This window comes from Variovorax sp. OV084, assembly GCF_900111625.1.
GTDB lineage: Bacteria > Pseudomonadota > Gammaproteobacteria > Burkholderiales > Burkholderiaceae_C > Variovorax.
Genome location: NZ_FOII01000001.1, coordinates 191,540 through 213,410 on the forward strand (window position 1 = coordinate 191,540; position 21,871 = coordinate 213,410).

General features: G+C 65.6%; 27 protein-coding genes. 19 read left to right on the forward strand and 8 right to left on the reverse strand.

What is annotated here, in order from left to right:
* Positions 1-26 precede the first annotated feature (26 nt).
* The 6 genes from BMW87_RS00990 to BMW87_RS34645 are packed head-to-tail and all read left to right on the forward strand — an operon-like array spanning position 27 to position 3,049.
* Complete coding sequence (locus BMW87_RS00990) at positions 27-923, forward strand: hypothetical protein (protein WP_143062548.1); 897 nt, start codon at positions 27-29, stop codon at positions 921-923.
* A gap of 19 nt (positions 924-942) precedes the next feature.
* Positions 943-1,254 (forward strand): hypothetical protein, encoded by a 312-nt coding sequence (locus BMW87_RS00995; protein ID WP_093073524.1) that lies wholly within the window; start codon positions 943-945, stop codon positions 1,252-1,254.
* 7 nt (positions 1,255-1,261) lie between these two features.
* Positions 1,262-1,675 (forward strand): hypothetical protein, encoded by a 414-nt coding sequence (locus BMW87_RS01000; protein ID WP_093073526.1) that lies wholly within the window; start codon positions 1,262-1,264, stop codon positions 1,673-1,675.
* The gene (locus BMW87_RS01005) at positions 1,672-1,992 is read left to right on the forward strand and encodes a hypothetical protein (protein ID WP_093073528.1); all 321 of its coding nucleotides are present in this window, start codon (positions 1,672-1,674) and stop codon (positions 1,990-1,992) included. Before BMW87_RS01000 ends, BMW87_RS01005 begins: the two co-directional genes overlap by 4 nt.
* Positions 1,989-2,519, forward strand: coding sequence for a hypothetical protein (locus tag BMW87_RS01010; RefSeq protein WP_093073530.1), 531 nt, complete (start codon positions 1,989-1,991; stop codon positions 2,517-2,519). The genes BMW87_RS01005 and BMW87_RS01010 overlap by 4 nt, the downstream gene beginning before the upstream one ends.
* The gene (locus BMW87_RS34645) at positions 2,516-3,049 is read left to right on the forward strand and encodes a hypothetical protein (RefSeq protein ID WP_143062549.1); all 534 of its coding nucleotides are present in this window, start codon (positions 2,516-2,518) and stop codon (positions 3,047-3,049) included. Before BMW87_RS01010 ends, BMW87_RS34645 begins: the two co-directional genes overlap by 4 nt.
* A 60-nt stretch (positions 3,050-3,109) precedes the next feature.
* On the opposite strand, the gene BMW87_RS35005 is transcribed toward BMW87_RS34645, so the two are convergent.
* From BMW87_RS35005 to BMW87_RS01035, 5 genes are all read right to left on the reverse strand, one after another.
* Positions 3,110-3,334 (reverse strand): hypothetical protein, encoded by a 225-nt coding sequence (locus BMW87_RS35005; protein ID WP_218149733.1) that lies wholly within the window; start codon positions 3,332-3,334, stop codon positions 3,110-3,112.
* A 3-nt stretch (positions 3,335-3,337) separates the two neighbouring features.
* A complete protein-coding gene (locus tag BMW87_RS01020) occupies positions 3,338-4,444 on the reverse strand; it encodes an acyltransferase family protein (protein ID WP_093073534.1) in 1,107 nt (368 codons plus the stop codon).
* Positions 4,445-4,598: 154 nt separating this feature from the next.
* Positions 4,599-5,000: a nucleoside 2-deoxyribosyltransferase gene (locus BMW87_RS01025; protein WP_093073536.1), complete on the reverse strand. Its 402-nt coding sequence runs from the start codon at positions 4,998-5,000 to the stop codon at positions 4,599-4,601.
* A gap of 45 nt (positions 5,001-5,045) precedes the next feature.
* Complete coding sequence (locus BMW87_RS01030; RefSeq protein ID WP_093073538.1) at positions 5,046-5,336, reverse strand: hypothetical protein; 291 nt, start codon at positions 5,334-5,336, stop codon at positions 5,046-5,048.
* Positions 5,336-5,632: a hypothetical protein gene (locus BMW87_RS01035; RefSeq protein WP_143062550.1), complete on the reverse strand. Its 297-nt coding sequence runs from the start codon at positions 5,630-5,632 to the stop codon at positions 5,336-5,338. The genes BMW87_RS01030 and BMW87_RS01035 overlap by 1 nt, the downstream gene beginning before the upstream one ends.
* A 185-nt stretch (positions 5,633-5,817) precedes the next feature.
* On the opposite strand from BMW87_RS01035, the gene BMW87_RS01040 reads away from it, so the two are divergent.
* Positions 5,818-6,591, forward strand: a complete 774-nt coding sequence (locus tag BMW87_RS01040; protein WP_093073542.1) for an SOS response-associated peptidase — start codon at positions 5,818-5,820, stop codon at positions 6,589-6,591.
* Positions 6,592-6,597: 6 nt separating this feature from the next.
* On the opposite strand, the gene BMW87_RS01045 is transcribed toward BMW87_RS01040, so the two are convergent.
* Both BMW87_RS01045 and BMW87_RS01050 read right to left on the reverse strand, forming a co-directional pair.
* Positions 6,598-6,918: a hypothetical protein gene (locus BMW87_RS01045; protein WP_093073544.1), complete on the reverse strand. Its 321-nt coding sequence runs from the start codon at positions 6,916-6,918 to the stop codon at positions 6,598-6,600.
* Between the two features lie 32 nt (positions 6,919-6,950).
* Positions 6,951-7,265, reverse strand: a complete 315-nt coding sequence (locus BMW87_RS01050) for a phage protein NinX family protein (protein ID WP_093073546.1) — start codon at positions 7,263-7,265, stop codon at positions 6,951-6,953.
* A gap of 190 nt (positions 7,266-7,455) precedes the next feature.
* Here BMW87_RS01050 and BMW87_RS01055 point away from each other — a divergent pair, with 190 nt between their 5' ends.
* Positions 7,456-7,893 (forward strand): hypothetical protein, encoded by a 438-nt coding sequence (locus BMW87_RS01055; protein ID WP_093073548.1) that lies wholly within the window; start codon positions 7,456-7,458, stop codon positions 7,891-7,893.
* A 274-nt stretch (positions 7,894-8,167) separates the two neighbouring features.
* Positions 8,168-8,455: a hypothetical protein gene (locus BMW87_RS01060; protein ID WP_093055798.1), complete on the forward strand. Its 288-nt coding sequence runs from the start codon at positions 8,168-8,170 to the stop codon at positions 8,453-8,455.
* Positions 8,456-8,923: 468 nt separating this feature from the next.
* On the opposite strand, the gene BMW87_RS01065 is transcribed toward BMW87_RS01060, so the two are convergent.
* Positions 8,924-9,748: a ferritin-like domain-containing protein gene (locus BMW87_RS01065; RefSeq protein ID WP_093073549.1), complete on the reverse strand. Its 825-nt coding sequence runs from the start codon at positions 9,746-9,748 to the stop codon at positions 8,924-8,926.
* 262 nt (positions 9,749-10,010) lie between these two features.
* Between BMW87_RS01065 and alaS the strand changes: the two genes are divergently transcribed.
* The 10 genes from alaS (at position 10,011) to BMW87_RS01115 (ending at position 21,868) form a co-directional block, all read left to right on the forward strand.
* Positions 10,011-12,635, forward strand: coding sequence for an alanine--tRNA ligase (gene alaS, locus BMW87_RS01070; RefSeq protein WP_093073551.1), 2,625 nt, complete (start codon positions 10,011-10,013; stop codon positions 12,633-12,635).
* A 27-nt stretch (positions 12,636-12,662) separates the two neighbouring features.
* Complete coding sequence (locus BMW87_RS01075; RefSeq protein ID WP_093073553.1) at positions 12,663-13,679, forward strand: 2-dehydropantoate 2-reductase; 1,017 nt, start codon at positions 12,663-12,665, stop codon at positions 13,677-13,679.
* A 53-nt stretch (positions 13,680-13,732) separates the two neighbouring features.
* Positions 13,733-14,992 carry a D-amino acid dehydrogenase gene (locus BMW87_RS01080; protein ID WP_093073555.1) on the forward strand — a complete coding sequence of 420 codons (1,260 nt, stop codon included), beginning with the start codon at positions 13,733-13,735 and terminating at the stop codon, positions 14,990-14,992.
* A 179-nt stretch (positions 14,993-15,171) separates the two neighbouring features.
* The gene (locus tag BMW87_RS01085) at positions 15,172-16,155 is read left to right on the forward strand and encodes a Bug family tripartite tricarboxylate transporter substrate binding protein (protein WP_093073557.1); all 984 of its coding nucleotides are present in this window, start codon (positions 15,172-15,174) and stop codon (positions 16,153-16,155) included.
* Between the two features lie 21 nt (positions 16,156-16,176).
* Positions 16,177-16,992: an SDR family oxidoreductase gene (locus BMW87_RS01090; RefSeq protein WP_093073559.1), complete on the forward strand. Its 816-nt coding sequence runs from the start codon at positions 16,177-16,179 to the stop codon at positions 16,990-16,992.
* 26 nt (positions 16,993-17,018) lie between these two features.
* Positions 17,019-17,567 (forward strand): cupin domain-containing protein, encoded by a 549-nt coding sequence (locus BMW87_RS01095; protein WP_093073561.1) that lies wholly within the window; start codon positions 17,019-17,021, stop codon positions 17,565-17,567.
* Between the two features lie 11 nt (positions 17,568-17,578).
* On the forward strand, positions 17,579-18,439 hold the full coding sequence (locus BMW87_RS01100) for an alpha/beta fold hydrolase (RefSeq protein WP_093073563.1): 861 nt from the start codon (positions 17,579-17,581) through the stop codon (positions 18,437-18,439).
* A gap of 42 nt (positions 18,440-18,481) precedes the next feature.
* Positions 18,482-19,318: an IclR family transcriptional regulator gene (locus tag BMW87_RS01105; RefSeq protein ID WP_093055816.1), complete on the forward strand. Its 837-nt coding sequence runs from the start codon at positions 18,482-18,484 to the stop codon at positions 19,316-19,318.
* 5 nt (positions 19,319-19,323) lie between these two features.
* Entirely contained in the window at positions 19,324-20,157 is an 834-nt protein-coding gene (locus BMW87_RS01110; RefSeq protein WP_093075104.1) for an SDR family oxidoreductase, read from the forward strand.
* The gene (locus BMW87_RS01115; RefSeq protein WP_093073565.1) at positions 20,150-21,868 is read left to right on the forward strand and encodes a thiamine pyrophosphate-binding protein; all 1,719 of its coding nucleotides are present in this window, start codon (positions 20,150-20,152) and stop codon (positions 21,866-21,868) included. The genes BMW87_RS01110 and BMW87_RS01115 overlap by 8 nt, the downstream gene beginning before the upstream one ends.
* The last annotated feature ends 3 nt before the right edge of the window (positions 21,869-21,871 follow it).

The window sequence follows — 21,871 nt, forward strand, 5'->3', positions numbered from 1 at the left end:
TTTTTCGTTCATCGAAAGGAGCTTCCATGCCAGCACCACCCGCAAAAAATGACATCTCCGGCAGCGGGGCGACCCCGAGTAACGCGCAGGCTCGCTCCGGCTTCGGCGCGCTGTGGGAGTGCCTGTTCGGCACCGGTGGCTTTCTGGGCACTACCGGCAATCAACCAGAGGCACGCGCCGGGCTCGGCATCCCCTCGATGCTGCAATACGAAGTCGTGCTGTCTGGTGGCAACCTGGTGCTGCTGCCGCGCGACGGAAACCTGATCTGCATCAACGGCTACAACCGGCCGATCCCGGCCGCTGGCGTCACGCTGGCGGCCACCGGGACCGCCGCGAACACGAGCTACAACATCTACGCCTACTGGACCGGCTCGGCGGTGGCGTTGGAGCGCGATACGGCCAGCCATGCGCTCGATGCGAACTACGGCGTTCGCGTGAAATCGACGGACGCCACCCGGACCCTCCTGGCGAAGGCGCGCACCGTCTCCGCAGGGGCATGGGTCAACTCTTCGTCGCAGCGCTTTCTCATCAACTGGGTAAATGGTGGTCGAAAGGTGTCTGCCAAAACCGCGCTCCCCAGCACGCTGACTACCAGCTCGACGAGCCCGCAGTTTCTTGGATCGGTGGAATTCCTTTCGTGGGGCAACGAAACGATCAGCGTGAGTTTGGCCGGCGGCATGCAGAACAACACGGCCAACGCTGTGAACTTCATTGGCATCGGTTTGGACTCGAACACGGTTTCGAGCACGCCCTCTTCCTATGGCCAGGCTGCGGTGAACAACGGCTACATGAGCCTGACGCAGACCTATCCGATTGACGTGGCGACCGAGGGCAATCACAGCCTGTCGATCCTCGGTTGGGTGAACTCGGGCATCGGTTCGTTCCTTTCGGGTTCAGGCATGTCCGCAATGGTCAGCGTCTGATCGAGAAGCGAGGCACACGATGGAAGAAGACGTCCAACCCGATGCGCCCGAGCTGACGCTCGAGCAGCGCATCGAGGCACTGCACATCGCCGTGAACGCGCACATGAACGTTGCGGCCGGTGCGCGGCGCTACGACAGCATCCACACCGCCGCGTTGCGCGCGGGCTACCCGGGCCCGTTTCACGAAGAGGGCATGGCGTTCGCGACATGGATGGATGCCGTCAACGCGAAGTGCTACGAGGTGCTGGCCCAGTTCCAGGCTGGTGCCATCGCCGAGCCGACATGGGACGAGCTGCTGGTCATGCTGCCCGTCCTGCAACTTCCGGAGTAGGGCAAAGATGAATCAACAACCTCTTGCCGACATCGTCGCTCTGGGTGTCCTGATCGCTGCTGCCGTGTTCTCGCGGGAGGCGGCGGAGGTCATTGGCCCATACCTGGTGATCGTGGTGGCCTCGGCCATTGGCGCCTCGTTCGCACTGGCACGACGCGAGAAGTCCACGCGGGGCCGTGCCCTGTGGTTCTTCACGCGCGTGGTGGGGTTGGCAGTCGTGCTGACCGTCGGCGCCGCAGCGGCCGTCAACGTCTTCCGGCCAGATCTCGCGCCCCGCGTGCTCCTTGCACCGATCGCGCTGTTGATCGGCTTCATCGGGGACGGGTGGCCGCGCCTGCTCGCGAAGGCTGTGCAGATGCTGTACGGCCTTATGGATCTCGCCCGCGGCGCCGCGCCCGGCAGTGGAAAGGACACGCCATGACCGACCTCTACCTGATGGCGTTGATCAACGTGGGGCTGTGCGTCGCCATCGTGGTGATCTCGGTGTGCCGCCTCAACACGATGCAGGGCTCTGTCCTGCTGCGTGTTCAGAGCGAGTACGCCGGCTACATCGGCGGTGCCATCGCGTCGGCCGCGCAACCCTGGTGGAACGAGTGGCCGCAATGGGGCTCGCTCGCCATCGCCGCTGCGCTGCTGCTGGGCCTCATCTTCAGTGGCCACGCCTGGCGCAAGGACAAGCCCCCGGCCTCGGCTACCTCGCCGGCGCCGCTTTCCGACTTTCCGGAGATCTCCCCATGACCCTCGATGAAATCACCCGCACCGCCATCGACCCTGCGCTGGCGTGGCTCCCCGCCAAGATGGACACCATCGAGGCGCGCGCCGAACTGTTGACCATCGGCCTGCAGGAGTCTCGATTCGAGCACCGGTGGCAGGTGTTGAACGACCCGACCAAGAAGGGGCCGGCGCGGTCATTCTGGCAGGGGGAGCAGGGCGGCGGCATGGTCACAGGCACGATGACGCACCCGTCCAGCAAGGACCTCGCGCGTGCAGCGTGCGCCTTCCGCGGCGTGGCCTTCACGTCCTTTGCGATCTGGACAGCCATCGAGAACGATGACGTGCTGGCAGCGATCCTGGCGCGGCTGCTGCTGTGGACTGAGCCAGGCAAGCTGCCGCGCGTGACGGACGAGGATTCTTCCTGGGACCTCTATCTGCACGCCTGGCGGCCCGGCGCGTACTCGCGCGGCACACCGGCCGAGCGCGCAGCTCTTCGGAAGAAGTGGGACGACAACCACCGGGTGGTTCGTGTCTTCCTGGGGGCGTCATGATCCTCCCGGATCTGAAAACGCCGTTGCTCTGGGCCCTTGGCCTTGGGCTCGTTGCGGCGCTGGCCACCGCCGGCATCGAGCGCACGCGCGCTGCCGGTGCGCGTGCCGATCTGGCCTCAGAGAAGGCAGACCGTGCGAAGGAAAACACCGCGCGCGCCATGGCGGCGCTGGTCGACCTGCAGCGTGTCGTCGCGCTTGTCGCGAACCACGCCAAGACCCAACAGGAGAACGTCAATGCTTTCGAAACCCGTCTCAAGACTCTGGATGATCGCCGCCGCACTGTTGCTGCTGAGCGCGACCGGCTGCGCAAGCAATACAACGACTTCGCCGCCCGTGATCGGGACCAAGCCGCAGCCGACCCCGCTGCCTGCCAGCGTGTTGCAGATCGATCCGCAGTCCTCGCAGCCATGGCTGCACGAAGTCGAGAGCTTCTTGAAGGAGGCCGACTCGTTGTTGAAGGGAGAGACAACGAAGTGCGGCTTCTGCTCGGCACCGTGAAGAACGACCGAGCACTGCTCGCGCCGCCGTAGAGCCATCCATCACTTCAGCCGAACGATCCCCCCAGCCTTCGGGCTGGGGGCTTTTCTCGTTTATACGAATCTCTTCACCAGCTTTTCAATGACAACTGCGCACAGGGCGCACATTGCGAAAGCGCCAAAGCCGAGGAACACATTCAGGTTGAACGGCAGGAAGTACGTGCCGCCGTAAATGACCGCCATCCAGAAAACGGCGTTGATGACCATCAGCCACAGCATGACCCTCTCCTGGCGAGCGGTGATGCCAAGATTTCGCATTGCTCTGTACGGTTCTGGCATTCGTCACTCCGTTCGCAGCGGCAGGACCGTGGGCCGCGCCAGTTTGAAGATGGCCTGTGAAAACTTGCGGCCGACCATGATGCCGAGCTTCTCGACAGGGTAGAAGGCCATTGCACTCAACATGATGAGCGCAAAGCTGGAAACAAAGAGCGCCAACAGGCTGAGCGCAGAGATTCCGTGGCCCTGGTACAAGGCCATGAACCCCCACGCGGTGAAGCTGCACATCACCGGGATTTGCACGAGATAGATCGAGAACGAGAGTCGCCCGACCCACTGCGAGATGGGAGCGGAAAGGGCGCGGCGCACGCCATCGTTCAGCATCACGCCGAAGATTAGCGCAAGGCTCGCGAATGCCAACTGCACAGGCGAATTGTCTTCCCAGCGCATGGCTGCGAGCATCAGGCCGCTCAGGATCATCAAGCGCGACAGCATCACGCGCTTTTCGGAAACTTCGAACTGGTGAAAGTGGCGGCTGTACCGAAAGTCGGCCAGAGCGCACCCCAGCGCCAGCGCGAAGATCGACGAGTCGAGCCACCAGGTTGCGCCCAGCAGGAGTGCATGGCCTGCAAGGCGTGCTGACCGTGATCCGCCAGCGACCAACAGCACGGCGAAGACAGCAATGGAGCCCTGCATTTCGACGGGCATGGTCCACAGCGAAGAGTTGTAGGACGTCATGGCATTCGCATCGACGTAAACCCGGTAGAGCGAGAAATTCAGCATGTCGGCGACGCTTGGCTCGAACTGGTAGAAGTACGACCACCAGAACCAACTGCCCGCGGCATAGCCGGCGTGGCCATTGACCATCCAGCCTGCGTACATCATCGCAGCCCCGATCGCAGAAATGACCAGGATCGGGATCGTCAGGCGGAAGTAGCGCCTCAGCGCGAGGTCAACGACCACCGCGCGCTGCCCGGTCTTGAAGAAGCCCGCGCTGAGCACATAGCCTGACAGCACGAAGAACACAAAGACAGCGAACGTGCCGTCGGCGAAAAACGGGATCGCGGGGAGGTAGTTGCGCCAGCCAGGAAAGATCGTTATGTGCAGCAGATGGTGCAGCACCACCGCGATAGCAGCCCAACCGCGCAGGCCGTCCAGATATGGTTCACGCATCCGGATCGCAACTCAGCTGTCGGCCGAGCTCGTCGAGCTTGAGTTTGAACATGGGAGGAATCTTGTCATTTTTATGACGCGATTGTAGGACTGCCCCCTTTCCCCCGTTTTAGCGCCACTCCTGCGCTTTCACATCGGCCTCAACACGGGAATTTCAGATGGCCAACTGGGCAGCCATGACCTGCAGTGCTTCTTCAGCATCGGGGGCGAATGTCGCTGCGCTGGCCAGGATGACGCCGATGCCCTCGGCGCCGTAGCCGACCACGGGCAGGCCCAGCGCCGAAGCCACGCCGACCTCGAACACCGTGCCCGAGTCCGGCTCCGCGCCGCGGAAGGGCGCGAGGTTCGCGACCACGCCCTGGGCGGACCGGAGCAACTCCATGTTCTTGGCGTAGATCACGTGCGGCGACGTGCTGGCGTTGATCGATGCGTCGAACGGGGAGAGCGCCTCCAGGCCAAGCCGTTCGCAGACGGCCGCCATCAGGGCGAAGTGCTCGGCAGCATCTGGCCGGAAGACATCCGGGCCAGCGAGGTAGACGCGGGGGCGGGTGGGCATGGCGCCAGTATGCCGACTCACTGCTTCAGCGCAACCTTGATGCCGTCAGCGGCCACTTGTCCCCTTCGTGAGCTTCTCGTACTCTTGAATCCGACGGCCGATCTCCACTTCAGTTTTGTTGATGCCGCTGTAGCCCTGAGGGCACTTCATCACCTCTGCACGGATCTCGGCTTCTGTTGCCGGCAGCCTGCGAACCTCCCTGCTGCTCAGGATTGGCGTAGCACCTGGGAAGCGCCTCTCCGCGTCTTCCATCGACATCTTGTGTGGGTAGGGGCTTGCCTTCTTGCGCCAGATGTCAGGTGGCACGATGAAGGTGAAGTACTCGACGTCTTTCATCAGAACGGCACCAGTCCATACCGGGCCCGGATTGCGTCGCCGGCGCTGCCGATGTGGGGGTCGCGGTAGCGGTCGCCCACGAAAGCGCAGAGCTCGCCCACCGACGCCGCGAAGCTTTGCAGAGCCTCGGGCACGACAGCGCCCTCAGGCACCAGTCCATGCTGCCTGGCGAGGTCTTCGATCTGGCGCTTCGGGTGGTTCTCCCACTGGCCTGGCGCTTGGCAGGCCTGCCAGTAGTCGCGTGCAGCTTCTTCGGCAGGGCGGTGCCCAAAGAGCGGGTGGAGGGTGAGAGCCATAGAGTCGCCGTCTTCGGGGTCAAAGGACATTTCCGAGAGGCGTCTCCACTCTCGGTCAAAGCGGGTTGTCCAGTCGTGGCGGGCCATCAGCCGGCTGTGCTCATCGTTCATGGTGATCTCCAAATGCTGTATGAAAATACAGTATCCCCCCAGCTTTTTCGGTCGTCAACGAGCAGAATGAGGCCATGTGTACTCGTTACATATCCCCTGAGGACCGAGAGATCGAGGCGGCGTGGTACATCGGCGCCCGCACTGCCGAGCGGTGGCTGCGCAGCATGCGGCCGATGTACACCGGGCCGTTCATGCGTCGTGCCGTCGACAAGACGGAGTACGAGCGCGAGATCGCGGTGGGGCAGTGGTCGCTGATTCCTGTCTGGTCGAGCAGCCACATCCCGACGGCGCCGCCGCGCAAGGGTGAGACCAAGGGAAAGGAACTCGCCACTCACAACGCCCGCTTCGCCGGCATCGAGAAGAAGCCGGCCTTCAAGGACGCATGGAAGTTGAGCAGGCGCTGCATCATCCCGGCCTGGAGTTTCGACGAGCCGAACTGGGAGTCGGGCAAGAACCAATGGTGGCGCTTCCGGCGCGCGGACGGGCGCCCTTGGGGCATGGCCGGCCTGTGGAGCACCTGGAAGGATCTGGAGACCGAGAAGGTGTGGGAGAGTTACACCATGCTCACGATCAATGCGAATCTGCATCCGATCATGTCCCGGATGCACAGGCCCGAGATCGACCGGACGACGAAGAAGCCGCTCGAGGTGCAGGACAAACGCTCCGTGGTAGCGATCGAAGAGCACGACTTCGACCGGTGGCTGACGTGCACCCCGGAGGAAGCGCGCGAGATGGTGCAACTGATTCCCGTCGACCTAATCGATGCCGGGCCCGCGGCTGCACAGGACCTACGAGAGGAAGCAGCTGCAGCGGTCTCGAGCGCCGATACCGAAGACCTGCCGTTCTGAGCAACGCTACCGAAGGCGCCGCCGTCCCGTGCAACGCGCCATCCAGAGCCCGGTGGCCTTCAGCCGAAGATTGCGGGTGCGCGCGGCATGCTCAGCCGCCACAAACTCCGGCATTTCGAACATAAGGGCAGTGAAGATCAGCTTTGCGGTGGTTCGCGGATGTTGCTCGCGTGCGAGCGGGTAGATGGTCTGGCAGATCGTGGAGAGCCATTCGCTATCGACTTGGCCGTGGCACAACTCGTGGAATTCGCGACAGAACTCGTGCCACCACTCCTCCGGGTCGACCGGGACTTCACCGAGTATGGGCTTGGCGCGCTTCCACAACATGGCGGCATGCTAGCGCTCTACGCGATTGCACGCTACTCAACCTCTGGCCCGAATTTCGCGCGCACGTAGGCGCGCATCGCGGCGATGAGGGGCGTCGGCCCCTCCACCCATGCTCCGTTGGAGCTGCCGGCGCGATTCGGCAGGCGCCCGATGGAGACCGCGCACCAGGCACCGCCCTTGGCCGGCATCGGCGCGATCTGGATTCCTTCGCGGTCGATGATGGGGCCGCCCTGGGCCCAGTCCGTGGATGGCATGAATTTCAGATGGGTGTCGACGCTGGCCTCGACACCCTCGGCCTTGGCGACCCAGAAATCGAGCTGCGAGCCGGCGAGGTCGGAGACTTTCATGGGGGAGGGAGATGCCGCAGCGGCGTAGCTTTTGGCGTAGGTTTCAGTGAAACTGCGGTGTTTTCACTGGAGGGCGCAGATCTACCATTGAACTACACCCGCATCTGGCAAGTCGCCGACTGCATGCCTGCGAGCGACGACAGGCGGGAGTATAGATGCATGTCCTTCGACCCAGGAGCCTCAACCGAGCATGAAACTCAAGCCCACTCACTTAGCCCTTCACCTGTTCTTCGCCGCGACAGCAGGCTTGGCCACAGCCGGAACGATCGCATGCGTGCCAGCCCACAACAGCGCAGGGCCGGCGCCCTGGATCCGCAGGATCTCGATCGACGAGCACTCTCGTACCGTCAACATGGACATCGTGCGCCAGAGGACCAAAGACACAGACACCATGGGCAAGATGCGGGCCGAGTTGCTGAGCATGGACGAGACCCAGGGCGGCGAGCCGGTCTACGTCTTCAATGCCATTCCTGCCGCGGGCGATGAAGTCACGAACCTTTTCAAGCTGTTCAAGGCGGGGGAGTGGCGTCTGATAAGTGCCGGGGTGACGTTCGTGGGCAAGGTGCCGGTGCTGCGGGCGGTCGATTCGGGCACGGTCTTCAATTGCAAGCGGTCGGATATGGGGTAGTCCGGCAGCGGTCGGCGGCACTCATAAATTTTTTTCGCGCACTGCCTCTTTCGCAGGCATCGCGTTGCAGGCCACGCCAGGCAAGGCTTTCGAGCGATGCGCACACAGTTTTCCACAACGTTGTCCCCGTCAAGAAGGAACAACGTGTCACGGCCGTGTGGTATGGGCAAGTCAAGAGAAAATGGGTAGCCCGAGGGTAGGCGCGTTCCGACAGACTTGAAGGCGGGCGCGGAGGAACATGACTCCACCGCACCCTTGCGGAAAGGAGCGTGAAATGACGTTCGACTTCTTGTTTCGCCCGAATCACACCGCGTACCTCCGGCGCGCGGCGGCACTTCTTGAAGAGGCGCAAATGGCGCGCATCGAGCATCAGGCGGCGGCAGAGCATCACAGCGCCCTGGCCCGGATGTATGCCGAACGCGTCAGGCGCCTCGAGAACGAGCTCTATCGCCAGCCGCAGGCGGTGGCGCATGGGCTGGTGGCGGAAGGCACCGCGGAAGACCGGCCGCAGCTGTATTCGCTGGACGGAACCCGCAAGCCGGGGCTGACCTCGGCGAACTGAAAGCAGCGAGGGGGCCGGGGCGTGGGCTCGGTCCGTGCGGCGTCGCGCCAAAAAAATACCCGCCGAAGCGGGTCCGAGTGACCCTGGTGGGCCGGCTCTAAGCACTGACAGAGAGCTCTTCTTTTATGCGGCCCTGTTGCGTGACAGCATCGGTATGGTCTGTGGTCGCCCCGGACGCCGGTGTCAGCCGGAAACAGGCAGTCGCCGTAGGACACTTATTAAAACGTGAACTATTTGGCAGTTTTGTGCGGTTGGCAGACCGCTGGCGCTCACCTGATCAGACCCATCGATCTGAAGTGTCGGTCCTGTCCGACAAGGCGCCGGGGCATGAGGCCCTAGATTTTGCGGACTCGCTTCGAAGTGCGAGTTCTCTGTGCGTGACAGCACTCAAGAGGTTCAACCCAGCCCTGTGCTGGGTTTTTTTTGTGCGGCGCCGGCAACCCGCACATCTATCTATCCAGCCATCCCTCAGCGCAGGAACACGTGCTGCATGAACTGCCTGATCGGGTACTGGATCACCGCCTGCACCTTCGCCGGCAGCTCCAGCGGCCGCATCAGCATCTTGAGCGTGTTGCCGGGGCTCAGGTTCGTGCGGATGGTGCTGTTCATGTCCGCGCTCAGCCGCTCCACGTAGGCCGTGTCGCTGGCGCGGCCGGGCGAGCGCGCCTTCACCACATGGCGGATCGCGCAGTCGGCGTCCTCGCTCTTGAGTTCGAGCGTGCGGCGGCCGATGGTGCCCATCACGCGGAAGCGGCTCAGCTTTTCCTGCTCGCGATAGCGGCGGAAGAAGCGGTAGAAGTGCTTGTAGTGGTTGACCTCGTCGGTCGCGATGCGGGTGGCCAGGTCTTGCAGCACGGGCTCGTTGGTGCTGCGGGCCATGGCGCGGTAGTAGGTGGCGGTGCCGGTCTCGACCACGCAGCGGGCGGTCATTTCGAGGGCGCGGGTCGGCGCCAGCAGCTCTACCTTGCAGTAGGTCGCGTATTCCTCAAGGAAGCCCTGGTAGGCGGTGTCCCATTCGAACTCAGGCCACACGTGGCGAACGTAGGCGCGCAGGGCCTTGCCGTGCTGCAATTCTTCCTGCTCCCAGTGGTTCGACAGCCAGTCGGTGACTTCGTCGTCGCCCCGGAAGAAGTCGACCAGGTTCTGCGTGTAGAGGTCGGAGCCGCTCTCTATGAAGGAGGCGGACGTCACCAGGTAGAAGAGGTTCTCGTCCGGGCGTACCTTGTCGAGCGCGATGCGCGAGAAATCCAGGTCTTCGATCTGCCAGTGTTGTTCCGCCTCTTGGCTTGCCATGCGAACTCCTTGATCTTTTGTCCGTACAAGTACGGATGGCGCAGACCGTATTTGGTTCTCGTTTTTTGCGCCAAGTCACATATTAGCCGCGGAGTCCGGATCGTGCAGTTTTCCCGGTGCGGCCCGATCCGGGCGCGGGCGCCATGGCCAAACCTATAATCGTTTGTTCAAGCAAATCAAGCAGTTAGGCCGGTTCGCCGCAGTGGGTTCGACAAGAGGGTCGCCATCGCCGCGCCGCCCTCGACAGAAGACGAATCCAAAGATGAGCCAGCCCACATTCACGGTCGCGGACATCCGCAAGACCTTTCTCGATTTCTTCGCCTCCAAGGGCCACACTGTCGTGGCCTCGAGCTCGCTGGTGCCGGGCAACGACCCGACGCTCATGTTCACCAACTCGGGCATGGTCCAGTTCAAGGACGTGTTCCTCGGCGAAGACAAGCGCAACTACGTGCGTGCAGCCTCGGTCCAGGCCTGCCTGCGCGCTGGCGGCAAGCACAACGACCTCGAGAACGTGGGCTACACCGCGCGCCACCACACCTTCTTCGAGATGCTGGGCAACTGGAGCTTCGGCGACTACTTCAAGCGCGAATCGCTCACCTGGGCCTTCGAGCTGCTGACCAAGGTCTACAAGCTGCCGGCCGAGAAGCTCTGGGCCACGGTCTACATCGAGGACGACGAGGCCTACGACATCTGGACCAAGGAAATCGGCCTGCCGCCAGAACGCGTCGTGCGCATCGGCGACAACAAGGGCGGACGCTACATGTCCGACAACTTCTGGATGATGGCCGACACGGGCCCCTGCGGCCCGTGCTCCGAAATCTTCTATGACCACGGCCCCGAGATTCCCGGCGGCCCGCCCGGCAGCCCCGACGAAGACGGCGACCGCTACATCGAGATCTGGAACAACGTGTTCATGCAGTTCGACATGCAGCCCGATGGCTCGGTCAAGAAACTGCCCGCACCCTGCGTCGACACCGGCATGGGCCTGGAGCGCCTGGCCGCGATCCTGCAGCACGTGCACAGCAACTACGAAATCGACATCTTCGACGCGCTCATCAAGGCCGCCGGCCGCGAAACCGGCACGCAAGACCTGAGCAACAACTCGCTCAAGGTGATCGCCGACCACATCCGCGCCACCTCGTTCCTGGTGGCCGATGGCGTGATCCCGTCGAACGAAGGCCGCGGCTACGTGCAGCGCCGCATCATCCGCCGCGCCATTCGCCATGGCTACAAGCTGGGCCAGAAGAAGCCCTTCTTCCACAAGCTCGTGCCCGACCTCGTGAAGCTCATGGGCGACGCATATCCGAGGCTCGTGGCCGACGAAAAGCGCATCACCGACACGCTGAAGGCCGAGGAAGAACGCTTCTTCGAAACGCTGGCCAACGGCATGGAAATCCTCGATGCGGCACTGGCCGGCGACGCCAAGGTACTGCCGGGCGAAGTGGCCTTCAAGCTGCACGACACCTACGGCTTTCCGCTCGACCTGTCGGCCGACGTGTGCCGCGAGCGCGGCGTGAGCGTCGACGAGGCGGGCTTCAACGCCGCCATGGAAAAGCAGAAGGCCGCGGGCCGCGCAGCCGGCAAGTTCAAGATGGACCGCAACGTCGAATACGCCGGCGCGGGCAACACCTTCACCGGCTACGACCACCTGGAGGAAAGCGCCAAGGTCGTCGCGCTGTACTTCGAAGGCGCGGCTGTTCAAGAGCTGAAGGAAGGCCAGAGCGGCATCGTCGTGCTCGACACCACGCCTTTCTATTCGGAGAGCGGCGGCCAGGTCGGCGACCAGGGCGTGCTCGTTGCCGAAGGCGTGCAGTTCGGCGTGGAAGACACACAGAAGATCAAGGCCGACGTGTTCGGCCACCACGGCACGCAGACCCAGGGCACGCTGAAGGTCGGCGACGCGGTCAAGGCCGCGGTCGACACCGCCCGCCGCGCCGCCACCATGCGCAACCACTCGGTCACCCACCTGATGCACAAGGCCCTGCGCGAAGTGCTGGGCGATCACGTGCAGCAGAAGGGCTCGCTGGTCGATGCCGACAAGACGCGCTTCGACTTCGCGCACAACGCACCCGTCACGCACGCGCAGATCCTCGAGATCGAGAAGCGCGTCAACGCCGAGATCCTCGCCAACTCCGAGACGCACGCCCGCGTGATGGACATGGAGTCGGCCCAGAAGACCGGCGCGATGATGCTGTTCGGCGAGAAGTACGGCGAGACTGTGCGCGTGCTCGACATCGGCACCAGCCGCGAACTGTGCGGCGGCACCCACGTGGGCCGCACGGGCGACATCGGCCTCTTCAAGATCGTCAGCGAAGGCGGCGTGGCCGCTGGTGTGCGCCGTATCGAAGCCGTCACGGGCGCCAATGCGCTGTCGTACCTGCAGGACCTCGAATCGACCGTGCACAGCGTGGCCGCCACGCTCAAGTCGCCGGCCGCCGAGCTGCAGGGCCGGCTCACGCAGGTGCTGGAACAGGTGAGGGCGCTCGAGCGCGAAGTGGGTGCGCTCAAGGGCAAGCTCGCATCGTCCAAGGGCGACGAACTCGTGTCGCAGGCCGTGGACGTCAAGGGCATCAAGGTGCTGGCCGCCAAGCTCGACGGCGCCGACGCCAAGACGCTGCGCGACACCATGGACAAACTGAAGGACAAGCTCAAGACCGCCGCCATCGTGCTGGCCGCAGTCGACGGCGACAAGGTGCAGATCGCAGCCGGCGTCACGGCCGACAGCGTGGGCAAGGTCAAGGCCGGCGAGCTGGTCAACTTCGTGGCCCAGCAGGTCGGCGGCAAGGGCGGCGGCAAGGCCGACATGGCCATGGCCGGCGGCACCAATGCGGCGGGCCTTCCGGCCGCGCTGCAATCGGTGCAGGCCTGGGTCGCGGAACGCGCCTGACAGACACGCATCAGGAACAAGCACTTCATGCCCGTCGCTACCCCCGATGAAGTGCTTGTGATGGGGGCGGGCACCATCGGGTGCTTCATAGGCGGCAGCCTCGCGGCGGCCGGTGTGCCCGTTACTTTCGTCGGCCGTCCGCGCGTGCTCGAAAAGCTCGCCAAGCACGGCCTGACGCTCACCGACATGGACGGCGCAACGCGCAAGCTGTCCGCTGAAAAGCTGCGATTGAGCGAGCAGGTCCCCGTCGGTGCACGGCCTTCGCTGGTGCTCCTGTGCGTGAAGAGCGGCGCCACGGCTGCGGCGGCGGGCGAGCTGGCTTTCGCGCTGCCCGCGGGCACCACGGTGGTCTCGCTGCAGAACGGTATTTCCAATTGCGCGGCCGCATCGCAGACCGGCCCTTCGCTCAATGTGCGCGCCGGCATGGTGCCCTACAACGTGGCCGAGATCGGCCCTGGCGCCTTCCATCGCGGCACTCCCGGCCGGCTGGCCGCGGAAGACGACGCCGCGCTGCGCCCGTGGCTGCCCGTGTTCGAGCGCGCCGGCGTGCCGCTCGACCTGCATGCCGACCTGCTGCCCGTGCAGTGGGGCAAGCTGATGCTCAACCTCAACAACCCCGTCAACGCGCTCTCGGGCCTGCCCCTGCGCGAAGAGCTGATGCTGCGCGGCTACCGCCGCTGCTTCGCGTCGCTGATCGAGGAAGCGCTGGGCATCCTCAATGTTGCGGGCATTGCGCCGGCGCAGGTGGCTGCCGTTCCGGCGCATCGGCTGGTCAGCCTGCTGCGCCTGCCCGACTGGCTGTTCCGCATCATCGCGGGACGCATGCTGCGCATCGATGCCAAGGCGCGCTCCAGCATGGCCGACGACCTCGCGCTCGGCCGCCGCACCGAGATCGATTCGCTCAGCGGCGAGGTCGTGCGCCTCGCGCAGGAGCACGGCCTGAGCGCACCGCGCAACGCGCGCATGGTCGCGCTGCTCGATGCCTGGCCGCAACAGCCCAAGCGCTGGACGGCACGGCAATTGCAGGATGCTCTCGGCCTGTAGCGCTTAGCCTGTACCCTCGGCTGCGTTGCAGCAGCTTTCAAAGGGTTGTTCTCATGCAGGTCTTGATTCTCGGCAGCGGTGTCATCGGCACCTCGGTGGCGTATTACCTGGCGCGCGCCGGGCACGAGGTGACGGTGCTGGAGCGCCAGCCGGCGCCCGCGCTCGAAACCAGCTTCGGCAACGCGGGCGAGGTTTCGCCCGGCTACTCAGCGCCGTGGGCCGGGCCCGGCGTGCCGGTCAAGGCCATCAAGTGGATGCTCATGCAGCACAGCCCGCTGGTCATCAAGCCCATGCTCGATCCGGCCATGTGGCGCTGGGGCCTGTCGATGCTGCGCAACTGCACGCAGGCGCGCTACGAGATCAACAAGGGCCGCATGGTGCGGCTCGCCGAATACAGCCGCGACTGCCTGAAGGCACTGCGCGCCGACACCGGCATCGCCTACGACGAGCGCATGCAGGGCACGCTGCAACTCTTTCGCACGCAGCAGCAGCTCGACGGCACCTCGAAGGATGTCGAAGTGCTCAAGGCTTCCGGCGTGCCGTACCAGGTGCTCGACCGCGAAGGCTGCGTGCAGTACGAGCCCGCCCTCGCGGCCGTGAAAGACAAATTCGTCGGTGGCCTGCGCCTGCCCGGTGACGAGACTGGCGACTGCTTCAAGTTCACGCAGGCGCTGGCCAAGCTGGCGGAAGCCGAGGGCGTCAAGTTCAGGTTCGGCATCAACATCCAGGCCATCGAACACGATGCAGCCAAGGGCGTGACGGCAGTGCGCACCGATGCCGGCAGCTTCACCGCAGAGCGCTACGTGGTCGCGCTCGGCAGCTATTCGCCCGCGCTGGTCAAGCCGCTGGGCATTCGGCTGCCGGTGTATCCGGTCAAGGGCTTCTCGATCACCGTGCCCATCACCGACGCTGGCGGCGCACCCGAATCGACCGTGATGGACGAGACCTTCAAGGTGGCGGTCACGCGTCTCGGCGATCGCATCCGAGTGGGTGGCACCGCCCAGCTCTCGGGCTTCGACCTGCAGCTCAACGAGCGCCGTCGCGACACACTCGAACACGTCGTGACCGACCTGTTCCCCAAGGGCGGCAACGTGCGCGACGCCTCCTTCTGGACCGGCCTGCGCCCGATGACGCCCGACGGCACGCCCGTGATCGGCGCCACCCGCATTCCCAACCTGATGCTCAGCACCGGCCACGGCACCCTCGGCTGGACCATGGCGGCAGGCACCGGCCGTGTGATGGCCGACCTGATTGCGGGCAAGGCGCCCGAGATCGACATGGAAGGCCTCACCGTGGCGCGCTACGGCGGCTGAAGAGCCCGACGCTCCCACCCCCCCGCAGGGCGGCCCGAACAGGCCGCCCTGTTTTCGTTGAGTCACAAAAATAAGGGTTTCTACTTAGTCACGAAGTTGTCTTCCTCGGTATTCTCACGGCGTTCCATTAATAAATCGTTGTTTCTTTAGTGAAACAAAACCACGATCACACGGACCCGATGAAACAGACACGCCGCCACGCCATCGCCGCTGCCATTTCCCTGGCCGCCGCTTGCGCCACCGGACTCGCCTGGGCAGACAGCTACCCGAGCAAGCCGATCACGTTGGTCGTTGCCTATCCGGCCGGTGGCGACACCGACGCACTGGCGCGGCTCTTCGCCGAAAAGCTCTCGACGCGCGTCGGCCAGCCCGTGGTGGTCGACAACCGCCCCGGCGCCAGCGGCATCATCGGCAGCGCCTACGTGTCGAAGGCAGCGCCCGACGGCTACACGCTGCTGCTCGCGCCCAGCACCTTCTCCATCGCGCAGCTGGTGCTGAAGACGAATGGCTCGTCGGGCTACGACGTGTTGAACGGCTTCACGCCCATCGTGCAGACGGGCAGCCAGCCGCTGTTCCTCGTGGCCAGCGGCGGCAGCGGCTTCGCCGGGCTGAAGGACGCCGTGACCGCAGCAAAGGGCGGCAAGTCGCTGAGCTATGCGAGCCCGGGCAGCGGCTCGCCGATGCACATCCTCGGCGAGATGTTCGCCCGCGCCTCGGGCACTAGCCTCGCGCACGTGCCGTACAAGGGCGTGGCGCCCGCCGTCAACGACGTGCTCGGCGGCCACGTGCCCGTCACCTTCATCACGCTCGGCCCGGTGTCGCCGTACTTCGCCAACGGCAAGCTGCGCCCGCTGGCCGTGGCCTCGGCCCAGCGCTCGCCGCTCGCGCCCAACGTGCCGACGCTGGCGGAGCAGGGCTACAAGGACGTCGAAGTGACGGCCTGGAACGGCCTCTGGGGCCCGCGCAACCTGCCGCCCGAAATCGTGAAGACGCTCAACGGCCACTTCAACGAAATCCTGAAGATGCCCGAGATCGTTGCGCGCATGGCGGTGCTCGGCACCACGCCCGTGGGCGGCGACGCCGACGTGCTCGGCAAGACCAACGCCGCCGACTACACGCGCTTCGGCAAGGTCATCAAGGAGCTCGGCATCCAGGCCGACTGAACCGACTGAAGCCCGCATCCCATGACCGAACTCAAAGCCATTCCCGATCCATCGAGCCTGCAGGCACTGCTGGCCGAACTGCCGGCCAACCTGCTGGCCGGCCGCCGCGTCCTCGTGACCGGCGGCGCGCGCGGCCTGGGCCTTGCCTTCGCGCAGTGCATTGCCGCGGCAGGTGCGAGCGTGGTGCTGGCAGACATCCTGGGCGAACTGGCCGAGACCGAGGCGAAGGCGCTGCGCGAAGCGGGCCACACAGCCCACGCATTGCCGGTCGACCTGTCGAACCCCGGCTCCATCGTGGCCTGCGCCGACGAAGCCATCCGCCTGCTCGGCGGACTCGACGGCCTCGTCAACAACGCCGCAATTACCAATTCGGGCGGCCGCGACGCGCACCAGCTCGAAATCGACATGTGGGACCGCGTGATGAACGTCAACGTGCGCGGCAGCTGGCTCATGGGCCGCGCCTGCCGCAGCGCGCTGGCCGAAAGCGGCCGCGGCGCCATCGTCAACCTCGCGTCCGACACGGCGCTGTGGGGCGCGCCCAACCTGCTGGCCTACGCATCGAGCAAGGGAGCCGTCATCTCCATGACGCGCTCGCTGGCGCGCGAGTGGGGCGGCGACAACATCACCGTCAACGCCGTCGCGCCCGGCCTCACGCTGGTCGAGGCCACCGAATACGTGCCGATGGCGCGCCACCAGAAGTACCTCGAAGGCCGCGCCATTCCCCGCGAGCAGCAAGCCGCCGACGTGTGCGGCGCGACCCTGTTCCTGCTTTCCGGCCTCGCACGCTTCGTGACGGGCCAGTTGCTGGCCGTCAACGGCGGCTTCGCGATGCACTGAATTTTTCCGACCAAGGAGTACACCCGATGAGCGATCTGTCCGAACAGCAGAAGATCAACGAAGCCGGCACCAATAGCCTGGCGCAGCCCGAAGGCAGCAGCCTCGCGGAGTGGATGAACACCCGCATCGCGCGCTACGAAACCCGCAAGTACGACTGGGACGCGCTGAAGTTCCAGTCCGACTTCGACCCCAAGTTCCGCCGCGCGCAGATGCGCTACGTGGGCACGGGCGGCACCGGTGTGGCGAAAGACGTCAACACCGTGCCCGCCGAGCACTTCACCTTCTCGACCATGGTCATCCCGGCCGGCCACGAAGGCCCGCCGCACCTGCACACCGACGTGGAAGAAGTGTTCTTCCTGATTCGCGGCAAGCTCAAGGTGGTGATCGAGAAAGACGGCGAGCGCTTCGAAACCATCATGACCGACCGCGACCTGATTTCGGTGCCGCCCGGCGTGTACCGCGAAGAGATCAACATCGGCGACGAAGACGCGCTGATGTGCGTGATGCTCGGCGCGAAGAAGCCCGTGACGCCGACGTACCCGGCCGATCACCCCCTCGCAAAGATCAAGCGCTGAGCGAACAAGCCATGAACGACGCCATCGCCACCGACGCGCTGACGCTGCCGGCCTCCGAGCTGGCGCGGCTCGACGCACGCTTTCCGGCCCGCAATGTCGCGGTCGCCGGTGGGGCCGTGGTGTCGGTGCGCGAATGCGGCCAGGGCCCGGTCGTCGTGTGCCTGCACGGCATCGGCTCGGGCGCGGCGTCGTGGATCGACACCGCCGCGCTGCTCGCGTCGCAGGCCCGCGTGGTTGCGTGGGACGCACCGGGTTATGGCGAATCGACGCCGCTCGAAGCCGCCGCGCCGACCGCAGCCGACTACGCGGCATGTCTCAGCGCCTTGCTCGATGCACTCGGCATCGAGTCGTGCGTGCTGGTCGGCCATTCGCTCGGCGCGATCACCGCTGCGTCGGCCGCACGCACCGATTCGCGCATCCGCCGCCTCGTGCTCGTCAGCCCGGCGATCGGCTACGGCGCTCCGTCCCGCGCGGAGGCTCGTGCCAAGGTGCGCACCGAACGCCTCGCCACGCTCGACGAACTCGGCATCGCCGGCATGGCCGCGAAGCGCGCGGGCCGGCTCGTCTCCGACAAGGCCAGCGGCCACGCCCGCCAATGGGTGCGCTGGAACATGGCCCGGCTGAACGACCGCGGCTATCGCCAGGCCGTCGAGCTGCTGTGCAACGCCGACCTGCTGGCCGACCTGCCGCCGCCCATGCCCGTACGCGTGGCCTGCGGCGCGCTCGACGTGATCACGCCTCCGGCCGCCTGCGAAGAAGTCGCGCGCCAGTGCGGCGTGCCGCTTGAATTGGTGGACGATGCGGGCCACGCCGGCTATGTGGAACAACCGCAGGCCGTCGCCGCACTGCTGCGCGAATCGCTCGCCGGCTGACCGCAACACAAACACAAGACATCCAAGGAAGGAAAAAGAGGCATGGCCAACAACGACAACGAGACGATGGAAGAGGGCGCCGACCGCTACAACGTGCCCGCGCTGGAGCGCGGCCTGCGCGTGTTGTGCGAGTTCAGCCGCGAAAGCCGCACGCTCTCCGCCCCCGAACTGGCCCGCCGCTTCGACCTGCCGCGCTCCACCGTTTTCCGCCTGCTCACCACGCTTGAGAACATGGGTTTCCTCGAGCGCGCCGAGGGTGGGCGCGACTACCGCCTGGGCCTGGCCGTGCTGCGCCTGGGCTTCGAATACCTCGCCTCGCTGGAACTCACGCAGCTCGGCACACCACTGCTCAACCGCCTGTGCGACGAACTGCGCACGCCCTGCAACCTGGTGGTGCGCGATGGCCGCTCCATCGTCTACGTTGCCAAGGTCGCACCGCCCACGCCCTTTGCCAGCTCGGTCACCGTCGGCACGCGTCTGCCGGCCCATGCCACCGTGCTCGGCCGCATCCTGCTCGAAGACCTCACGCTGCCGCAGCTGCGCGCGCTCTACCCCGAGGACAAGCTCGAAACCTTCTCGCCGAGCACGCCCAAGACCGTGAACGAACTCTTCGACATGGTGCAGGCCGACCGCCAGCGCGGCTATGTGCTGGGCGAGGGCTTCTTCGAGTCGAACATCTCCAGCATCGCCGCGCCGGTGCGTGACCACAGCGGCCACATCGTGGCGGCGCTGGGCGCCACCATCACCTCGGACCACATCGAAGAAAGCCGCATGGACGAGATGGTGCTGCGCGTGCGCGGCACGGCCGACGAGATCTCGGGCTTGCTGAATTACTCCCCAGCGCGCGCCGCCAAGGTGGTGCCGCTTCGCAGCGCATGACGGTCATGGCACAGCAGACTTCCTCCTTCTTTGCAGCCAAGGCGCTGGCCGGCCGCGTGGCCGTGGTCACGGGCGGTTCGTCGGGCATCGGCCTGGCCACCGTCGAACTGCTGCTCGGCTGCGGCGCATCTGTCGCGCTATGCGGCCGCAATGCAGAGCGGCTCGACGACGCCGTGACCGATCTGCACGCGCGGTACCCGAACGCCAAGCTCTTCGCCCAGCCATGCGACGTGCTCGACGGTGCCTCGGTCCGCTCCTTCGCCGCCGCCAGCGAAGCCGCGCTCGGCCCGGCATCGATGCTGGTCAACAACGCAGGGCAGGGCCGCGTCTCCACCTTCGCCGACACCGACGATGCAGCCTGGACCGAAGAGCTCAACCTGAAGTTCTTCTCCGTCATCAACCCCACGCGCGCCTTCCTGCCGCAACTCGCGGCGCAGCGCGTGGTGCTGGGCGATGCTTCCATCGTCTGCGCCAACTCGCTGCTGGCGCGCCAGCCCGAGCCGCACATGGTTGCCACCTCGGCCGCGCGCGCCGGCCTGCTGAACCTCGTGCGCTCCATGGCCACCGAATTCGCTCCGCAGGGCGTGCGCGTCAACGGCATCCTGATCGGCCTGGTCGAGTCGGGCCAATGGCGCCGCCGCTTCGAGGCGCGCGAAGACAAGTCGCAAGACTGGGCCGCATGGAGCGGGCAGCTCGCGAAGAACAAACACATCCCGCTGGGTCGCCTGGGGCTTCCGACCGAAGCCGCGCGCGCGATTCTTTTTCTTGCTTCCCCGCTCGCGTCGTACACGACGGGCAGCCATATCGACATTTCCGGAGGCCTCTCGCGCCATGCATAACCCCACGAACAACAATACGGTCACCGTCGGCGCAGTCGTCGCCGCTTTTCTCGAACAGTGCGGCGTCAAGGCGGCCTTCGGCGTGATCTCGATCCACAACATGCCGATCCTCGACGCCTTCGCGCAGCGCGGTGCGATCCGCTTCGTGCCGGCGCGCGGCGAGGCCGGAGCCGGCAACATGGCCGATGCGTATGCGCGCTCCACGGCCAGCCTCGGCGTGTGCCTCACCAGCACCGGCCCGGCCGCCGGCAACATCGCGGGCAGCATGGTCGAGGCACTGACCGCCGGCGCGCCGCTGTTGCACATCACGGGGCAGATCGAGACGCCGTACCTCGACAAGGGCATGTCGTACATCCACGAGGCGCCCGACCAGCTCACCATGCTCAAGGCCGTGTCGAAGGCGGCCCTGCGCGTGCGCAGCGTCGAGACGGTGCTCGGCACGCTCAAGCGCGCGGTGCAGCTTGCGATGACGGCGCCGACCGGCCCGGTGAGCGTGGAGATTCCGATCGACATCCAGTCCGCCCTGACGACCATGCCGGCCGACCTGTCGCCGTTGCCCATCGAGCGGCCTGTGCCTTCGGCGGCCTCGCTCGACGCACTGGCTGCGCGCCTTGCTGCAGCCAAGCGCCCGATGCTGTGGGTCGGTGGCGGCGCGCGCCACGCCCGAGCCGCCATCCAGCGCCTGCAGAAGCTCGGCTTCGGCGTGGTCACCACCACGCAGGGCCGTGGCACGGTGCCCGAAGACGATGCCGGTTCGCTCGGCTCGTACAACATCCACAAGCCGGTCGAGGCGCTGTACCAGCGCTGCGACGCGATGCTGGTTGTCGGCTCGCGCCTGCGCGGCAACGAAACGCTCAAGTACGAACTGAAGCTGCCGCGCCCGCTGCTGCGCATCGATGCCGATGCTGCCGCCGAAGGCCGTGGCTACGCCACCGACCTGTTCGTCTGCGGCGACTCCGCTCTGGCCCTCGAAGGCCTGGCCGATCGCCTCGAAGCCGCGAAGTACAAGGCCGACCCCGAACTGCTCGCCGACCTGCGCGCCGCGCACGAGCAGGCCGTGGCCTCGCTCACCGACGGCCTCGGCCCGTATGCCGAGCTCGTGAGGGCGCTGCAGTCCGCCGCCGGCCGCAACTTCAACTGGGTGCGCGACGTGACCGTGTCGAACAGCACCTGGGGCAACCGCGAGCTGCGCATCTTCGAACCCAGCGCAGGCGTGCACGCCACGGGCGGCGGCATCGGGCAGGGCATGCCCATGGCCATTGGCGCTGCCATCGGCGCGGCCGAAACGGCCTCGGGCCGCAAGACCTTCTGCCTGGCCGGCGACGGCGGCTTCATCCTGAACCTCGGCGAACTCGCAACCGCCGTGCAGGAACAGGCCGACATGGTCATCGTGCTCATGAACGACAAGGGCTACGGCGTCATCAAGAACATCCAGGACGCGCAGTACGGCGGCCGCCGCTGCTATGCCGACCTGCACACGCCCGAGTACGCGCTGCTGTGCAAGTCGCTGTCACTGCCGCATGCCCGCGTGCAGCGCATGGACGAGTTGAAGGCGAAGCTGGGCGAGGCGCTGGCGAAGAAGGGCCCGTTCCTGCTGGAGATCGACATGCTCTCCATCGGCGATTTCAAGAGCGCCTTCGCAGGCCCGCCGACCAACACCGTCACCCAGATTCCGGCGCTCGGCAAGGCTGCCGCCGCTTCGGTGGAGTGACGG

What these genes read in the sequence shown, in the direction of transcription:
- BMW87_RS34645 (WP_143062549.1), top strand. Translation starts at nt 2,516, where the DNA reads ATGATCCTCCCGGATCTGAAAACGCCGTTGCTCTGGGCCCTTGGCCTT.
- BMW87_RS01080 (WP_093073555.1), top strand. Translation starts at nt 13,733, where the DNA reads ATGCAGGTCTTGATTCTCGGCAGCGGTGTCATCGGCACCTCGGTGGCG.
- BMW87_RS01095 (WP_093073561.1), top strand. Translation starts at nt 17,019, where the DNA reads ATGAGCGATCTGTCCGAACAGCAGAAGATCAACGAAGCCGGCACCAAT.
- BMW87_RS01085 (WP_093073557.1), top strand. Translation starts at nt 15,172, where the DNA reads ATGAAACAGACACGCCGCCACGCCATCGCCGCTGCCATTTCCCTGGCC.
- BMW87_RS01010 (WP_093073530.1), top strand. Translation starts at nt 1,989, where the DNA reads ATGACCCTCGATGAAATCACCCGCACCGCCATCGACCCTGCGCTGGCG.
- BMW87_RS01045 (WP_093073544.1), bottom strand. Translation starts at nt 6,918, where the DNA reads ATGTTGTGGAAGCGCGCCAAGCCCATACTCGGTGAAGTCCCGGTCGAC.
- BMW87_RS01035 (WP_143062550.1), bottom strand. Translation starts at nt 5,632, where the DNA reads ATGGCTCTCACCCTCCACCCGCTCTTTGGGCACCGCCCTGCCGAAGAA.
- BMW87_RS00995 (WP_093073524.1), top strand. Translation starts at nt 943, where the DNA reads ATGGAAGAAGACGTCCAACCCGATGCGCCCGAGCTGACGCTCGAGCAG.
- BMW87_RS01040 (WP_093073542.1), top strand. Translation starts at nt 5,818, where the DNA reads ATGTGTACTCGTTACATATCCCCTGAGGACCGAGAGATCGAGGCGGCG.
- BMW87_RS01090 (WP_093073559.1), top strand. Translation starts at nt 16,177, where the DNA reads ATGACCGAACTCAAAGCCATTCCCGATCCATCGAGCCTGCAGGCACTG.
- BMW87_RS00990 (WP_143062548.1), top strand. Translation starts at nt 27, where the DNA reads ATGCCAGCACCACCCGCAAAAAATGACATCTCCGGCAGCGGGGCGACC.
- BMW87_RS01105 (WP_093055816.1), top strand. Translation starts at nt 18,482, where the DNA reads ATGGCCAACAACGACAACGAGACGATGGAAGAGGGCGCCGACCGCTAC.
- BMW87_RS01000 (WP_093073526.1), top strand. Translation starts at nt 1,262, where the DNA reads ATGAATCAACAACCTCTTGCCGACATCGTCGCTCTGGGTGTCCTGATC.
- BMW87_RS01025 (WP_093073536.1), bottom strand. Translation starts at nt 5,000, where the DNA reads ATGCCCACCCGCCCCCGCGTCTACCTCGCTGGCCCGGATGTCTTCCGG.
- BMW87_RS35005 (WP_218149733.1), bottom strand. Translation starts at nt 3,334, where the DNA reads ATGCCAGAACCGTACAGAGCAATGCGAAATCTTGGCATCACCGCTCGC.
- alaS (WP_093073551.1), top strand. Translation starts at nt 10,011, where the DNA reads ATGAGCCAGCCCACATTCACGGTCGCGGACATCCGCAAGACCTTTCTC.
- BMW87_RS01050 (WP_093073546.1), bottom strand. Translation starts at nt 7,265, where the DNA reads ATGAAAGTCTCCGACCTCGCCGGCTCGCAGCTCGATTTCTGGGTCGCC.
- BMW87_RS01065 (WP_093073549.1), bottom strand. Translation starts at nt 9,748, where the DNA reads ATGGCAAGCCAAGAGGCGGAACAACACTGGCAGATCGAAGACCTGGAT.
- BMW87_RS01020 (WP_093073534.1), bottom strand. Translation starts at nt 4,444, where the DNA reads ATGCGTGAACCATATCTGGACGGCCTGCGCGGTTGGGCTGCTATCGCG.
- BMW87_RS01060 (WP_093055798.1), top strand. Translation starts at nt 8,168, where the DNA reads ATGACGTTCGACTTCTTGTTTCGCCCGAATCACACCGCGTACCTCCGG.
- BMW87_RS01100 (WP_093073563.1), top strand. Translation starts at nt 17,579, where the DNA reads ATGAACGACGCCATCGCCACCGACGCGCTGACGCTGCCGGCCTCCGAG.
- BMW87_RS01075 (WP_093073553.1), top strand. Translation starts at nt 12,663, where the DNA reads ATGCCCGTCGCTACCCCCGATGAAGTGCTTGTGATGGGGGCGGGCACC.
- BMW87_RS01055 (WP_093073548.1), top strand. Translation starts at nt 7,456, where the DNA reads ATGAAACTCAAGCCCACTCACTTAGCCCTTCACCTGTTCTTCGCCGCG.
- BMW87_RS01005 (WP_093073528.1), top strand. Translation starts at nt 1,672, where the DNA reads ATGACCGACCTCTACCTGATGGCGTTGATCAACGTGGGGCTGTGCGTC.
- BMW87_RS01115 (WP_093073565.1), top strand. Translation starts at nt 20,150, where the DNA reads ATGCATAACCCCACGAACAACAATACGGTCACCGTCGGCGCAGTCGTC.
- BMW87_RS01030 (WP_093073538.1), bottom strand. Translation starts at nt 5,336, where the DNA reads ATGAAAGACGTCGAGTACTTCACCTTCATCGTGCCACCTGACATCTGG.
- BMW87_RS01110 (WP_093075104.1), top strand. Translation starts at nt 19,324, where the DNA reads ATGGCACAGCAGACTTCCTCCTTCTTTGCAGCCAAGGCGCTGGCCGGC.